Genomic DNA, 14,995 nt, shown 5'->3' with positions numbered 1-14,995 from the left:
TCCGGTGGGGTGGGGAACGCAGCCAGAGATCCAGGAGACACCGAGATGAGCACGACACGAACACACCCCGTCGCCGGTCGGGCGACCGAGGTGCCACCTCGGTCCAGGACCTCGCCGCCGTCGAGACGACGGTCGTCCCGAACCCGCGACCGCCTCGCCGCGGCAGCGTTCCTCACCCCACTGCTCGCCTACCTCGCCCTCTTCTACGCCTTCCCGCTGTTTCGCAACCTCGATCTGAGCGTGCGGGGCTACACGGTCCGGAACTTCGTGCAGGGCGGTGCCCCGTTCATCGGGTTCGACAACTACGTCAAGGTGTTCACGTCGCAGACGTTCGTGCCAGCACTCACGCACACGGCGGTCTTCACGCTCGTGTCGATCGCCTTCCAGTTCGCCGTCGGGCTCGCGCTCGCCGTGTTCTTCCACTCGAGCTTCCGGCTCTCGGCCACGCTGCGTGCGCTCTTCCTCGTGCCGTGGCTCCTGCCCCTCATCGTCTCCGCGTCGACGTGGTCGTGGATGCTCAACAGCGACTCGGGGGTCGTCAACTCGCTCCTGCGCGCGGTCGGCGTCGACCCGGTCAACTGGCTGACCGACCCGAACATGGCACTGGTCAGCGTCCTCGTCGCCAACATCTGGATCGGCATCCCGTTCAACCTCGTCATCCTCTACAGCGGGCTGCAGAACATCCCCAAAGACCTCTACGAGGCGGCGGCCCTGGACGGAGCGACGGCGTGGCAGACCTTCTGGCGCGTCACGTTCCCCCTGCTGCGTCCGGTGTCGGCCATCGTCATCCTGCTCGGACTCGTCTACACGCTCAAGGTGTTCGACATCATCTGGATCATGACCCGAGGCGGGCCGGCCGGCTCGTCGACGACGCTCGCCACGTGGACGTACCAGCTGGGGTTCGGCTCCCTGCTGCCGAACTTCGGCCCCGCTGCGGCGGTCGGCAACATCCTCATCGTCCTCGCGCTGCTGGCCGGACTGGCCTACATCCGCCTGCAGCGACGTCAGGAGGCGTGATGACCACGCGACGTTCCTCGTGGCGCACCGCCGTCGGCGTGGTGCTCACCGCGATCATGCTCTTCCCCGTCTACTGGATGGTCAACGTCTCGCTCACCGCGACGACCGACATGCGCAAGGACCCGCCGAACCTCTTCCCGGTCAACCCCACCCTCGTGGGCTACGAGGCGGTCCTCGAGCAGCAGCTGCCGTTCCTGACGACGAGCCTCGTGGTCGGCATCGGCACCGTGCTGCTGACCCTGGCCGTGGCCGCGCCGGCCGGCTATGCGCTGGCCAAGCTGAGGCCGCGGGGCGAGGGGGCGCTCAACTTCGTGCTGCTCATCAGCCAGATGATCCCGGCGATCATCATGGCGATGGGGTTCTACGCCATCTACCTCAAGCTCGGCATCCTCAACACCGTCGCCGGGCTCGTCGTGGCCGACAGCACCATCGCCGTCCCGTTCGCGGTCATGGTCTTCACGGCCTTCATGCAGGGCATCCCCGACGAGCTCGTCAATGCCGCCAAGATCGACGGCGCGTCCCACCTGCGCACCTTCTGGTCGGTCGTCATGCCGGTGAGCCGGAACGCGGCGGTGACGGTGTCGCTCTTCGCCTTCCTCTGGGCGTGGTCGGACTTCATCTTCGCCTCGTCGCTCGACAACGGCGGCGACTCCAGGCCGATCACGCTCGGCATCTACGCCTACATCGGCAACAACAACCAGCAGTGGAACGCGATCATGGCCACGGCCGTCGTGGCCTCCATCCCGGCCACCGTGCTCCTCGTCATCGCCCAGCGCTACGTCGCCGCAGGCGTCACGGCCGGCGCCGTCAAGGACTGATCCCCGCACCCCTCAGCCGTGATGACCGGGCAATGCCGTCGACCCCAGCCGTCTCCCATCCGAGAGGACCTCCGTGCCATCCCTTCCCACCGTCGAGCTCGACGTGCGCGCCATCCCGTTCAGCACGCGGGGCGCGTGGCTCAACATCAGTCCGGTGGTCGGGCTGCACGAGTACGCCGAGGACCTGCACCTCGTGGCCCACCGCAACGGGCACCGCAACGGTCTGACCCCGGTGCTGCGGCTGCAGCCGTGGCGCGACGGTGCGGTGGTGCCGGCGATGACCTCCGCGACGAGCTCGGTGCTGACGTGGCGCGACGAGCGCGGCAGCGTGGAGGCGGTGTTCGACGGGCCGGAGCTCGTCCGCCTGCGCGGCACGGGCCTCGGCCTGCGCCTCGAGGACGCCGCGGCCACGCTGACACCCTTCAGCGGCACCTACCTCTACCTCGACGCCGCCACGGGCGACCACGTGTTCACGTCGTACGAGACCGGCCTTCGCTATCGCGTCACGGTGCTGTCCGCTCACTGCGAGGTCGATGGTGCGGGCGCCCTCGGGACGGCACCTCGTGCGCTGACGCTCGGTGGGGACGGCGGGCCATGGGAGGTCGCCGTCGAGGAGCTCAGGACGGCGCGTGCCGCCCTGGTGGTCTCGTCGACGTTCGACGAGGCGCTCGAGGGCGCCGAGGCGCGTTTCGCGGCCTATCTCGAACGGGTCGCTCCCTGGCGCGACGATTCCACGCCCGCAGCGGCGCTCGCGGCCTACGTGCTGTGGTCGGCGACGGTCGCGCCCGAGGGTTTCCTCCGCCGTGAGTCGGTGCTCATGTCGATGCACTGGATGGACAAGCTGTGGAGCTGGGACCACTGCTTCAACGCTCTCGCCCTCGCCCAGGGTGAGCCCGAGCTGGCCATCGACCAGTTCCTCGCACCGTTCGACCACCAGACGGACGAGGGCGCGCTCCCTGACTCGATCTCACACTCGGAGCTGCTCTACAACTACGTCAAGCCGCCCATCCACGGCTGGGCTTTCGAGGAGCTGCGGACGCTCCTGCCCGCGACGGACACAGAGCTGCTGGTGCAGGTGCGTGACCGGCTCGCCGCGTGGACCCGGTTCTGGCTCGACCACCGTCGGGCGCCGGGCCACGCGTTGCCGTACTACCAGCACGGCAACGACAGCGGCTGGGACAACTCCACGACCTTCGATGCCGACCGCGTCATCGAGTCACCAGACCTCGCGGCGTTCCTCGTGCTGCAGCTCGACGCGCTGGCCGGCCTCGAGGAGCAGCTCGGTGACGCAGCCGGGGCTGCCGCGTGGCGCGCGGAGTCGGAGCAGCTGCTCGACGCCCTGATGACGCTGTGGGGCGGCGACGCCTTCGTCGCACGGTCGGCCAGCACGGGTGAGGCCAGCAGCACGAGCAGCCTGCTCAACCTGCTGCCTCTCGTGCTCGGTGACCGGCTGCCCGATGATGTCCGTGCGTCCCTCCGGGAGCGGCTCGCGGAGCACATGACGACGTGGGGCCCCGCGACCGAGCCACCGACCTCTCCCCACTACGAGGCCGACGGCTACTGGCGCGGTCCGATCTGGGCACCGTCCACGGTGCTCATCGAGAACGGGCTGCGACGTGGTGGGGACACCGAGACCGCCGACGACGTCAGCGAGAGGTTCCGGCGGCTCTGCGAGACAAGCGGTTTCGCGGAGAACTTCGACGCCCTCACCGGTGAGGGGCTGCGCGACCGCGCCTACACCTGGACGGCGAGCGCCTACCTCCGGTTCGCTGCCGCCTCGGTGCAGCGCAAGGCGGTCGACCTCGGCGCGCTGTCGGGGAGCATCTCCGGCCGGTGAGCCGGCGGGCGTCCGCGCACCTGAGACAGCGCTTTCCAAGATTCCCCGGCAAATGGTTGTATGCGTCGACGGCCTACCCGTAAGGTGTGGGAAAGCGCATTCCAAGCACCGAGGGTGAGGAGCGATCATGGCGCACCAGCGCGGTCAGGTGTCCGCATGACAGCCCCGGCACCGTCACCCGTGATCCCGAGTCCCGAGCACGTGCCCGCACCGGCCGGCAGGACCCCCCGCCGTCCGGGCGCGACGGCGCAGCGGCGAAGGCCGCGCGACCTCGTCAGCGTCCTGCTCCTCGCGCTGCCTGCGCTGACCCTGCTCTTCGTCTTCGCCTACCTGCCCATGCTCGGCCTGGTGGTCGCGTTCAAGGCGTTCAACATCACCGATGGCGTGGCAGGCAGCCCGTGGGTCGGCCTCGACAACTTCACCTTCTTCTTCACGAGTGGCGACGCCGGGCGCGTCCTGCTCAACACGGTCGGGCTCAACACCCTGTTCCTGGCGGCAACGCTCTTCAGCGGGCTGCTCCTTGCCATCATGCTCAACGAGATCCGCTCGAAGTACCTGCGCAAGCCACTGCAGTCCGCGATCTTCTTCCCGTACTTCGTGTCCCCGATCGTCGTGAGCGTCATCCTCCAGACCCTGCTCTCGGGGGTGGGTGGTTCCGGGGGAGCGGTCAACAAGATGCTCGGCTTCTTCTCCCTTCCCGACGTCAGCTGGTACACCGAACCGGGCCCGTGGCCGTGGATCCTCACGATCGTCAAGATCTGGCAGCTCGGCGGCTACACGTCAGTCATCTTCCTGGCTGCGATCACCGCCATCCCCGAAGAGGTCTATGAGGCCGGCGCGCTCGACGGAGCCTCCCGCGCACGAATGGCGCTGCACATCACCGCCCCACTCCTGCGCCCGACTGCGGCGATCCTGCTGGTCCTCGGCGTCGGACGCATCTTCTTCGGAGACTTCGGCACCATCTACGCCATCGTCGGAGACAACGGCACCCTCTTTCCGACCACGGATGTCATCGACACCTACGTGTTCCGGGCCCTTCGATCGCAGGGCGACTTCGGGATGACCGCGGCGATCGGCCTCTTCCAGTCCGTCGTCGGCTTTGTCCTCATCAGCGTGGCCACTCTCATCAGCCGCCGCTACTCGCGCGAGTCCTCGCTCATCTGACCCCGGAGTCCTGCCATGACCACAACGATCTCTCGCGACTCGCAGCAGGAGCAGAGCAGAGCGTCCGCCGACCCACCGACCGCGGTACCGAAGCGCTCCAGCAAGGCGGAGCCCTTCACCATCGTGAGCCTCGTCGGCGTGGGAGCCTTCGCGCTGTTCTGCCTCATCCCTCTGTGGATGATCCTGGCGGGCTCCCTGACCGACGAGAACAAGCTCTCGGTGGACGGGTACAGCTTCTGGCCATCGCCGTTCTCGCTCAAGGCGTACTCGGCCATCGTGGCCGGGGGCGCCCTGTGGAAGGCCATGGGGGCGAGCCTGTTCATCACGATCGTCGGCACGGCGATCTCCCTCGTGGCCACGGCGGGGATCGCCTGGGCCATCGCTCGGCGCGTGCCCAGGCTCAGCACGTCCCTTGCGGTCGTGGGCTACGTCCCGATGCTCTTCCACGGTGGGCTGGTCCCGCTCTACATCCTGGTGACCCAGTACCTGCACCTGCAGGACTCCTGGTTCTCGGTGATCCTGCCGCTGGCCGTGGCCCCGTTCCTCGTCTTCATCGGCGTCAGCTTCTTCGCCCAGCTGCCGAAGGAGATCCTCGAGTCGGCCCGCGTCGACGGAGCCGGCGAGCTGCGCACCTTCTTCCAGATCGTGCTGCCCCTCAGCAAGCCGATTCTCGCGGTCATCGGACTGTTCTATGCCGTCGCCTACTGGAACGAGTGGTTCATGGCGCTGCTGTTCATCACCGACCCCGAGAAGTTCCCCATGCAGCTGGTGCTGCAGAACCTCATCGCAAGTGTCTCGAACGCGGCAGGCATGGTCCCCGCGAGCTCCGACGTGGCGCCGGTCTACCAGCTCCGGCTGGCGCTCACGGTCGTCACCATGCTGCCCATCCTCTTCGCCTACCCCTTCGCCCAGCGGTACTTCGTCAAGGGCCTCACGCTCGGCGCCACCAACGGCTGAGCCTCGCACCACCCATCGGCTGACCAGTTACGGCATCGAGCAGGCACGAGCAGGCACCGGGCACCGGTGCACCCCCATCCCAGAAAGGCACGTCATGTCCGAATTCCTCTCCGCCCCCGTCTCCCGGCGGTCCGTGCTCGGCGGGGCAGGTGGCGTCTCACTCGCAGCCCTCCTGGCCGCGTGCAGCTCCGGAAGTGGCAGCACCGCCGCCGGCGGCAAGTTCGCCGGAACGATGACCTTCCTGCTCCCGGGCACCGCCCCGGCCGGCTGGCAGGCCGTGCTCGCCGCGGTGAACAAGCAGCTCAAGACCGACCTTGGTTTCCAGATCAACCCGCAGTTCATCTCATGGACCGACTACTCCACCCAGTCGCTCCTTCGGTTCACGTCCGGCGCCAACTTCGACACGGCGCTCCAGGCTCGGTGGCTGGCGATGAACCAGCTCGTGAGCGACAAGGCCGTCATCGGGCTGAACAGCCTCTACGGCTCAGGCGAGTACGCAGACCTGGCCGGCGCGATCAGCCCTGAGATCATCGAGGCCAACCGGTGGAACGGCGAGCTCTACGGCATTCCCCAGGTCAACGGCGCTGCACGCATCCACCACTACGTGATCCGTCAGGACCTCGCCGAACAGGTCGGCGCCGGTGAGATCACGAGCTTCGACCAGCTCGAGAAGTACTGGTACGACGTCAAGCAGAAGAGCGCCGGCGTCATTCCGTTCGGCCTCTCCTCCAACAACACCCGCAACTCGGTGTTCGGTCCGATCACGCCGGTCCTCAACCCGTACTCGTGGGACAACCGGATGATCTCGGCCGTGAACTTCACGGGCGAGTCGCTGTGGTTCTCGCTGAGTCCCGACGGCGTCTCGACCGGTAGCTCCAACCCGGTTCCCTTCTGGGAGGCCGAGGGTGTGGTCGACGCACTGAACCGCGTCCGCAAGTACTACCTCGACGGCATCATCAACAAGGACATGCTCAACGCCGACTCCAAGGCCGTCTCCGGCCTGTTCAGCGCCGGCAAGTACGCGACGAGCTGGGCGATCACCGACGGTACGTCGTCCAACGCCATCACCGCGCTGGCCAAGGCAGTGCCCAGTGCGAAGCTCGCCAACGTCCTCCCTCTCGCGGGAGGGCTGGAGAGCATGCCGTACCAGACGTTCCAGTCCGACAACTTCGTGGTCCTCAACGCGCGGGGACAGAGCCACGAGTCCGCGATGCAGCTGCAGAACTGGCTCTCGGTCAAGAAGAACCATGACCTCATCAGCTACGGCATCGAGGGCAGTGACTGGAAGGCCAGTGGCGAGGACGGCATCCAGCGTGTCTCCACCTACGACTTCCCGGGCTTCGCGCTCTGCTGGCGTGTGCCGCTCGAGCGCAAGCCCGTCACGATGTCCGCCTCCGAGGAGAGGATCTTCGAGTGGTCGAAGGACCCGAAGAACTTCGAGCTCGACCCCTACGCCTCCTTCATCCCCGACGTGACGCCGGTCAAGAACGAGAACACGCAGCTCGCGGCCGTCATGACCCAGTACTGCAAGCCGCTCTTCGCTGGTGCGGTCGATGTCGTCCAGGGCCTCGACAACCTCAAGAAGGCGTGCGAGCGCGCCGGTCTGGCCAAGGTGCAGGCCGAGCTGGCCAAGCAGGCCGACGCCTACCTGAAGACGAAGAAGTCCTGAGCCCCAGGGCAGCCTGACCGTCGACCAGAGTGCCGCGAGGCAGGCCCCGGGTGCCCATGCACATGCACACCCGGGGCTTCGCGATCTGACGCGCGGTTTCGCGCGCTCGTACCGCGAGCGCGCGAACGAGCCTGTCTGCCCCCGTGACCCGACGTGGACCGGACGACTACGGCGTTCGGGCGTCGAGGTCGAGCAGCGCGCCGGCAAACGATGTCGGACGGCTCAGCGTGGGCAGAAGCGCCGCCTGGTATGCGTGGTAGACGTCCGGTCGGCCTTTCCAGACAGTGCTGGCCTGGTGGTTCTCCGGCGACAGCTCATGGCGCCATGATCCGTCGCGTGCGTCGACGAACAGCTCGCGCGCATGCTCCCACCACACGGCGTGCCACGCCGCGTACGCCGGCTCTCCCGTGGCTTCGTACAGAGCCCAGGCCGCGGCGATCGCCTCGGTCACGACCCAGTGGAGGCGGTCCCGCACGACGGGCCGACCGGTGAAGTCGGTGGTGTAGACGAAGCCCGGGCGGCCGTCCACCGCCCACCCGTCGCGTACCGCCGCGTGGAAGAGGGACCTCGCATCCGGGAGCATCCACGCGGGCGCGGACGCCCCCAGGGCGGTGCGGGTCTGAAGCGTCAGCCGGGCCCATTCGAGAAGGTGGCCGATCGTGACCCCGAAGGGCCTGAACGGGTGCGCGGGGTCGTCCCGGTTGTGCTCGAGCACCGCCTGCCAGCCGGCCGTGAAGTGCTCGGGCAGACGAAACGCGTGGCCCGCGGCGAATCCGTGCACCACGCGCTCGACGATGGACGCGGCGCAGTCGGACCAGCGGGTCCGGCGCGTCACGTCAGCGGCGGCCAGGAGCGCCTCGACCATGTGCATGTTGGCATTCACGCCCCGGTAGGACTCGAGATCGCTCCACGAGCGGTCCCACACGTCAACCGTCAGACCGTCGTCCGGCCGCCAGAACCGCGCCTCGAAGGTCTCGAGGGCCTCGTCGAGAAGCTGCCGCGCGCCATCGGCCCCTGCCGCCGAACCGCTGCACAGCGCAAGGATGACGAACGCGTGCTCGTAGGCGCGCTTGTCCGAAAGGGTCGGTGCCCCGTCGTGCACGGCGGCGAACCAGCCGCCGAACCTCTTGTCGCGGAACAGGTCCCGGAGCGCGACCACCCCGTGCATCAGCGCGTGCTCGAGGCTCGGGTCACCTTCCAGCACCGAGAGCGCGGCAACGTGCGTCATGCGCGCCGTGATCCACAGCTCGACGGGGCGCTCGAGCTGCGGTGTGCAGTCGTCATCGAGCCAGGCAAAGCCACCGTCGGGATGAACCGCCGAGATGACGTGGTGGCGTAGCAGCCGTCTCTGCAGCTCGAGCCAGGCACGGGACGGGGCGTCGACGACGTCTGTCATGTCTCTCAACTCGCTCGCTCGGCCGAAGGGGTGGATGGGAGACCGGCGGCGTCGAGGCCTGCAGCCATCACCCGACCCGCTTCACGCGCCCAGGCCACTGGGTCGGCCATGGCTGCTTCCGCGCTGCCGGCCACGTCACGGAGCGTGGTCACCGAAGCGACGTGTCGAACGGCCTCCGGGTCCGCTTGGCCCACCAGCGCCCAGAGCGGCTTGCCGGCACGTCGAGCGGAAGCCGCGACCCGGCCGACGACCTTCCCGCGAAAGCTCTGCGCGTCCAGCCTGCCCTCGCCGGTCACGACGAGGTCTGCCGTTTCCACGTGCTCATCCAGTCGCGTGAGCCGGGCGACCGCATCGGAGCCTGCGGTGAGGTGCGCGCCCCACAGGTTGACAAGGCCGAAGGCCGTGCCGCCTGCTGCCCCGCTTCCGGGGGCGGTGCCGTTGTCTCCGACGACCTGCGAGAGCCGTCGAAGACCGGCTTCGAGCAGGGCGACCTGGTCGGGCCCGGCACCCTTCTGGGCCCCGAAGGCACCCGCGGCGCCAGCAGGGCCGAGCAGCGGCGCGTCAACGTCGACAAGCACTTCCACGCCTTCCGGGGGCGGCGGCAGTGCGCGGCTGGAGTCGATGCGCTCGAGCCGCGGGAGGTGTCGACCGCCGAGGGGCAGCCGCAGGTTGTCGGGGCCCATGAAACGATGCCCGAGCGCCGCGAGGGCGGCGGTACCACCGTCTGTGCTGGCTGAGCCGCCAAGGGTGGCCACGATGCGTCTGACCGATCCATGAACGGCAGCTGCTGCCAGCTGTTGGCCGAACCCGAAGGTGTGTGCCCCCAGGGCGTCCGGCGTCGGAAGGAGCGGCAGACCGCTTGCCCGTGCGAGCTCGACGACGGCAGACCCGTCCTCGAGTAGCAGCCACGGCGCCACGAGCGGGCCGGCTGGTCCCAGTACGCGGGTGTGAACGCGTTGGCTCCCTGGGGTCGCGGCTTCGACGACGTCGAGGGTGCCTTCGCCGCCGTCCGCCATGGGCACGCACACGAGCTCGTCGCGAGGCCGTACGTCCGACCAGCCCTCGGCGACCGCTTCGACCACAGCCTGGGCGCTCAGCGTGCCCTTGAAGGAGTCTGGGGCCAGGACGACGCGCATGGTCACCCGGCCATGACGTCACGCTGGGGCATGGCGCGGATGCCCGCGTCGCGGTCTGCTGTCCGGACGTTGCCGATGGTCTGCGTGGTCAATGGCTCGGTCCTCGCCGGAGATGGAAAGCGCTTGCCCGACACCGTAGTCGCGGCTGGGATCGGGACGCAAGCCTTCGCGCCGCTTGGCATTCATCCCCACACCGGGGCGAGCCGGTGTCGCGGGCTGGGTCCGCGCAGTGTCTTCGACCAGGGTTCCCAGGAAAGCGCTTGCCTGTCAGACTGGGCAGCGAATCCACCGCAGTCACCCTGCGCCCTCCCATCGAAAGGAATGCCGCGTGACGTCCCGCCCGGTCGCCCTCCTCACCATGGACTCCGACCTGCCCGCTCGGCTCTTCGACGATGCGGCTCGTCACCGAGTGCTGCAGGTGCTCGATGTCGACTTCTCGAGGCCCGTCGCGACGTTCGACGATGTCGACCCTGCAGCGCTGGCCTCGACCGAGGTTCTCATCACCGGCTGGGGAAGTCCGAGGATCGACGGTGACGTGCTCGACCGCGCACCCGCACTGCGCGCCGTGTTGCACGCGGCCGGCTCCGTGCGCGGCCACGTCGACCCCGTCTGCTGGGAACGCGGCATCCTCGTCACGACGGCGGCGGATGCGAATGCTCAGCCCGTGGCGGAGTACGCGGTCGCCATGATCATCCTCAGCGCCAAGGAGGTCTTCCGCGCCCAGGCTCTCTACCGCAGGTCTCAGACGCTGGACCACCGCTCCGAGTTCGCGTCCGTGGGGTGCAACGGGCGTCGGGTAGGCCTCGTGGGTGCGTCACGGATCGGGCGTCGCGTCCTCGAGCTGCTCGCCGGCTTCGACCTCGAGATCTGGCTGAGTGACCCGTATGTCGATGCTCACGAGGCGAGCCGCCTCGGCGTTCGCCTCGCGTCGCTCGACGACCTGCTTCAGGCGTGTGACGTCGTGAGCCTGCATGCACCACTGCTGCCGTCGACGCGTCACCTGCTGGATGGGGGCCGACTCGGCCTCATGCGTGACGGGGCGACGCTGGTCAACACAGCCCGAGGGGGCCTGGTCGACCATGCGGCGCTCGTCGAAGAGCTGCAGGCCGGCAGGATCCGCGCAGTGCTGGACGCCACCGACCCCCATGAGCCGCTCGCGGCCGACTCGCCGCTTCTCGGCCTCGAGAACGTCGTGGTGACGCCACACGTGGCCGGGGCCCTGGGCAACGAGCTCTACCGGCTCGGCGCCCACGCCGTCGACAATGCGGTGCGGCTGACGGAGTCACGGCCCCTGCAGGGCGTGGTGTCGCTCGACGAGCTGGCCCGAATGGCATGAGCTCAGCGGCCGGGCGTGCTCTCTCGCACGAGCACCTCACCCTTGACCCGACGGGTCCGCGCCTCGATCGCGCCATCGGCGGACACGACGAGATCCAGTGCCAGGGCGCCGATCTGCTCGAGCGGCAGCCTGACTGTGGTCAAGGAGGGCACCACGTCGCGAAGGGTGCCGATGTCGTCGAAGCCGGCCAGGGCCATGTCCTGAGGCAGGCGCAGGCCTCGGGCACGGCACGCGGCCATCGCGCCCACGGCCATGACGTCGTTGACGGCAAGGACGCAGTCGATGGGCGCTCCCGACTCGAGAACGGCGTCCATCGCGTTGTACCCGCCGTCGCGGGTGAAGTCGCCGTGGACGACGAGAGGTGCGGGCAGGCCCGCCTTCGTGATGCCCTCTCGAAAGCCGAGCACGCGGTCACGGGCGGTCAACAGCTTGTTCGGGCCTCCGAGCACCGCGAAGCTCCGATAGCCGAGGCGTGTCAGTTCGCTCGCGAGCGCCTTTGCGCCACTTCGATTCTCGATGACCACCGTGTCGAACGGCAAACGATTCTGACTGATCACCACGACGCGGCCGCCGGACCGCTCGAACGCCTCTCCCTGCTCGCGAAGGCGTGCCAACAGGGACTCGTCGTCAACCCTGGAACCCGCCAGGATCACGGCCCGGCTGCGTTGGCCCCGAAGGACGCGGAGGTAGTCGAGCTCCCGTTCCGGGCGCCGAACCGTGCTCCCGAGCGTGACCAGCAGGTCGTGGCTCTCGGCCGCGCCCATCACGCCCGCGGCAATCGAGGAGAAGTAGGGATCAGCGATGTCGTGCACGATCAGGCCCACGACGTCCGTGCGTCCGCGCGCCATGGCCTGGGCCGGGGCGTTTGCCGAGTAGTTCAGCTTGAGCGCCGCCTCGAGGACGCGTTCGCGCAGGTCCTCGCGAACCTTGCGCGTGCTTCCGTTGATCGCGCGAGAAGCCGTCGCGAGGGAGACGCCGGCCTCGTTGGCCACGTCCAGCAGCGTGACTGGTCCGGGAGTCAGGTCGGTCATGAGGCACGTCCTCGGTGGATCTGGGAGTCAGCAGCCGCATCGTGCGGAAGGCGCATTCCGTACAGTAGACGAAGTGGTTCGGTCACCCCATGAGGTCAGGCCGGATCGACGTGTGTGTCGGATGAGCGCGCACCAGGGAGCTCCGGAGCGGTGAGCAGGCGGCACCTCTTCAGCCGTGGCTCTCGGCCAGGTACCGCTCTTCTCGTCCACGGATGGGGCTCGAACGGGGCTTCTTGGGCGCCGATCGCCTCCCGGCTCAGGGTCGGGCGAGTCCTCGCCCCGGACCTTCTGGGGCACGGTCTGCGGACGAGCGAGCTGGATGAGGTGGTGACGGTCCCTCGCGCTGCCGATGACCTGGCCCACCGCCTGTGCGGCCAGCCGGCTGACGTCGCGATCGGCCATTCCATGGGCGGTCAGGTGGTCGTGCGCCTGGCCCTTCGCGCTCCGTTGCTGGCCCGTGCGCTCGTCGTCGTGGACCCTGCGTACTGCGCGGACGCCGATGAGATGCGTTCGGCGCCGGAGCGGCTGGACGACCTGCAGCACCGAGGCGCCGTCAGCGCTGCCGAGTTCGCCGAGGGCGCTTTCGTGGCAGGCGAACCCGCAGACCTCAGGCATGCCGTGGTGGAGCAGATGCTCAACACCCCAGGGTCGGTGCTCACCTCCCTCTTCTCCTCGATGTACCTGGAACCCGAGAGCCTGGGGCCGACGGCCCCGGCCCTGAGCGCCCTGCGCCTCGTGCGCGTCCCGGTCCTCAACGTCTACTCGAGCACGCGGGCGGCCGACCGGGTGGCAGACGTGCCCTGGGCCGAGGGGAGTGACGTGGTGGTGTGGCCCGGCGCTGGGCACTACCTGCACCTCGAGCGGCCGGCCGCCTTCGCTGGCCTCGTCGATGAGTGGCTGCGTGGCCTGTGACATGGCTGTCCTTCCGAGCGAAACGTCCCTATGCTGGGCAAGCGCTTTCCCGCGCAGTTCTTCCCAGGCGTAGCGAGGATCGATGACCACAGCCACCCCTTCCGCATCGAGCGCGCCGCTCATCACCAACCCCGTCATTCCCGGGTTTCATCCAGACCCCTCCATCGTGCGGATCGGCGACGCGTACCTGGTTGCCAACAGCACGTTCGAGTGGTTCCCCGGCGTGCGACTGCATCGGTCGACCGATCTCGTCCGGTGGCAGCCGGCCGGCCATGTCTTCACCGACCCGGCGCACCTGGACCTCCGTGACGTGCCCGACTCCTGTGGGCTGTGGGCGCCATCCCTGAGCATCTTCGACGACCGGATCTGGCTCGTGGTCGGACTCATCCACACGCTGGGGGGTGCACACAAGGACATCGACATCCTGCTCACCACGGCGGACTCGGCCGAGGGCCCGTGGTCCGAGCCCGTCAGGCTGGGTGGCGGAGGTTTCGACCCGTCCATCTTCCACGACGAGGACGGCCGCCACTGGCTCGTCAACATGCGCTGGGACCACCGTCCTGACCGCAACTCGTTCGCGGGTATCACGCTCCAAGAGGTCGACGAGACCGGTGTCGTCGGGCCTGAGCGGGTCATTCTCGACACGGGCGACTCGCTGCTCGAGGGGCCGAACCTCTATCGCCACGACGGCTGGTACCACCTGATGCTGGCCGAAGGCGGCACCGGCTGGAACCACGGCATCGCCATGGCCAGGTCGCGCTCCGTCGAGGGGCCGTACGAGCTGTCACCGCACGGTCCGCTGCTGACCAGCAGAGACGATCCGGAGCAGCCGCTGCAGAAGGCCGGTCATGGCGAGCTGGTCCGCTCACCTGACGGCGAATGGTTCCTCGTGCACCTCGCAAGCCGGGCGACGGTCGCGGACACAGGGGAGCGCTACAGCGTTCTCGGACGTGAGACCTGCCTCCAGCGAGTTGCGTGGGGGGATGACGGGTGGCTTCGTCTCGCGCACGGCGGCCACCATCCCCTCGTCACCGTCCCTGCCACCCGCGACACAGGTCTGACCAATATGGCTCTACCAGAAGAGGACTCGTCGGAATCCTCGGTCGTCTTGTCACGGGACGGCTTGGATGACGAGTGGTCGGCACTGCGCGAGTCGATCGGCCCAGCGTGGGCAGACCTGACGGCGCGGCCCGGCTGGCTGCGCCTGCTCGGTCGCCGCAGCCTGGACTCAGCCGTCGGGGTGAGCCTCGTGGCACGACGTGTCTCGGCCATGCCGTGGTCGTGGCGCACGGCGGTCGAGGCTCGACCGGCGAGCCCGCGTGAGCGTGCGGGCGTCGTGTGCTGGTACGACCGCCGTGGGCACCACGCCCTCTGGCTCACGGGTGGCGACTGCGGTCCGCAGATCGTCGTCGCGTCACAGGACTCGGACGGCTATCGCGAGCGCCCGTCGTCCGTGGACGTGTCGACATGGGCGACCGTCCACCTGCGCGTCGAGGTCGACCACCGTCACGTCCGTTTCGGTGTCTCGCCTGACGGCAGTGCCTGGGTGCCGGCAGGCGAACCGCTGGAGACCCTCGTCGTGTCCGACGACTACCCGGGTCCGCTCCGCTTCACCGGCCCGATGGTCGGCCTCGCCGCGGTCGACTCCTCCGAGGGCAGGTTCACCGCCGACTTCACCGCGTGCGTGGAGACCCGGCGCCGGCGAGGCTGATCCCCTCCCAA

12 protein-coding genes are annotated in these 14,995 nt (G+C 68.6%); 9 read left to right on the top strand and 3 right to left on the bottom strand.

Going from position 1 to position 14,995, the window contains the following annotated elements; genetic code table 11:
* Positions 1-45 precede the first annotated feature (45 nt).
* From ACFQU3_RS23890 to ACFQU3_RS23865, 6 genes are all read left to right on the top strand, one after another.
* A complete protein-coding gene (locus ACFQU3_RS23890; RefSeq protein ID WP_385914512.1) occupies positions 46-1,017 on the top strand; it encodes a carbohydrate ABC transporter permease in 972 nt (323 codons plus the stop codon).
* Positions 1,017-1,835, top strand: a complete 819-nt coding sequence (locus ACFQU3_RS23885; protein ID WP_385914510.1) for a carbohydrate ABC transporter permease — start codon at positions 1,017-1,019, stop codon at positions 1,833-1,835. Before ACFQU3_RS23890 ends, ACFQU3_RS23885 begins: the two co-directional genes overlap by 1 nt.
* A gap of 73 nt (positions 1,836-1,908) precedes the next feature.
* Positions 1,909-3,672, top strand: a complete 1,764-nt coding sequence (locus ACFQU3_RS23880; RefSeq protein ID WP_385914507.1) for an amylo-alpha-1,6-glucosidase — start codon at positions 1,909-1,911, stop codon at positions 3,670-3,672.
* Positions 3,673-3,828: 156 nt separating this feature from the next.
* Entirely contained in the window at positions 3,829-4,836 is a 1,008-nt protein-coding gene (locus ACFQU3_RS23875) for an ABC transporter permease (protein ID WP_385914505.1), read from the top strand.
* Positions 4,837-4,851: 15 nt separating this feature from the next.
* The gene (locus ACFQU3_RS23870) at positions 4,852-5,793 is read left to right on the top strand and encodes a carbohydrate ABC transporter permease (RefSeq protein ID WP_385914502.1); all 942 of its coding nucleotides are present in this window, start codon (positions 4,852-4,854) and stop codon (positions 5,791-5,793) included.
* 94 nt (positions 5,794-5,887) lie between these two features.
* Positions 5,888-7,462 (top strand): ABC transporter substrate-binding protein, encoded by a 1,575-nt coding sequence (locus tag ACFQU3_RS23865; RefSeq protein ID WP_385914499.1) that lies wholly within the window; start codon positions 5,888-5,890, stop codon positions 7,460-7,462.
* A 166-nt stretch (positions 7,463-7,628) separates the two neighbouring features.
* Here the strand turns inward: ACFQU3_RS23865 and ACFQU3_RS23860 are convergent, their stop codons facing one another.
* Together ACFQU3_RS23860 and ACFQU3_RS23855 are read right to left on the bottom strand one after the other, a co-directional pair.
* Complete coding sequence (locus ACFQU3_RS23860) at positions 7,629-8,858, bottom strand: AGE family epimerase/isomerase (RefSeq protein WP_385914496.1); 1,230 nt, start codon at positions 8,856-8,858, stop codon at positions 7,629-7,631.
* A 5-nt stretch (positions 8,859-8,863) separates the two neighbouring features.
* Positions 8,864-9,994 (bottom strand): glycerate kinase, encoded by a 1,131-nt coding sequence (locus ACFQU3_RS23855; protein WP_385914780.1) that lies wholly within the window; start codon positions 9,992-9,994, stop codon positions 8,864-8,866.
* A gap of 328 nt (positions 9,995-10,322) precedes the next feature.
* On the opposite strand from ACFQU3_RS23855, the gene ACFQU3_RS23850 reads away from it, so the two are divergent.
* Positions 10,323-11,330 (top strand): hydroxyacid dehydrogenase, encoded by a 1,008-nt coding sequence (locus ACFQU3_RS23850; RefSeq protein ID WP_385914494.1) that lies wholly within the window; start codon positions 10,323-10,325, stop codon positions 11,328-11,330.
* Between the two features lie 2 nt (positions 11,331-11,332).
* Here the strand turns inward: ACFQU3_RS23850 and ACFQU3_RS23845 are convergent, their stop codons facing one another.
* Positions 11,333-12,361 carry a LacI family DNA-binding transcriptional regulator gene (locus ACFQU3_RS23845; protein WP_385914491.1) on the bottom strand — a complete coding sequence of 343 codons (1,029 nt, stop codon included), beginning with the start codon at positions 12,359-12,361 and terminating at the stop codon, positions 11,333-11,335.
* 114 nt (positions 12,362-12,475) lie between these two features.
* Between ACFQU3_RS23845 and ACFQU3_RS23840 the strand changes: the two genes are divergently transcribed.
* Positions 12,476-13,273, top strand: coding sequence for an alpha/beta fold hydrolase (locus tag ACFQU3_RS23840; RefSeq protein ID WP_385914488.1), 798 nt, complete (start codon positions 12,476-12,478; stop codon positions 13,271-13,273).
* An 82-nt stretch (positions 13,274-13,355) separates the two neighbouring features.
* Positions 13,356-14,984, top strand: coding sequence for a glycoside hydrolase family 43 protein (locus ACFQU3_RS23835; protein ID WP_385914485.1), 1,629 nt, complete (start codon positions 13,356-13,358; stop codon positions 14,982-14,984).
* Positions 14,985-14,995 lie beyond the last annotated feature (11 nt).

It is taken from the genome of Terrabacter sp. GCM10028922, assembly GCF_042666095.1.
Classification (GTDB): domain Bacteria; phylum Actinomycetota; class Actinomycetes; order Actinomycetales; family Dermatophilaceae; genus Terrabacter.
Note: the sequence above shows the minus strand (reverse complement) of the source record. Positions and strands in the feature narration are given on the sequence as shown.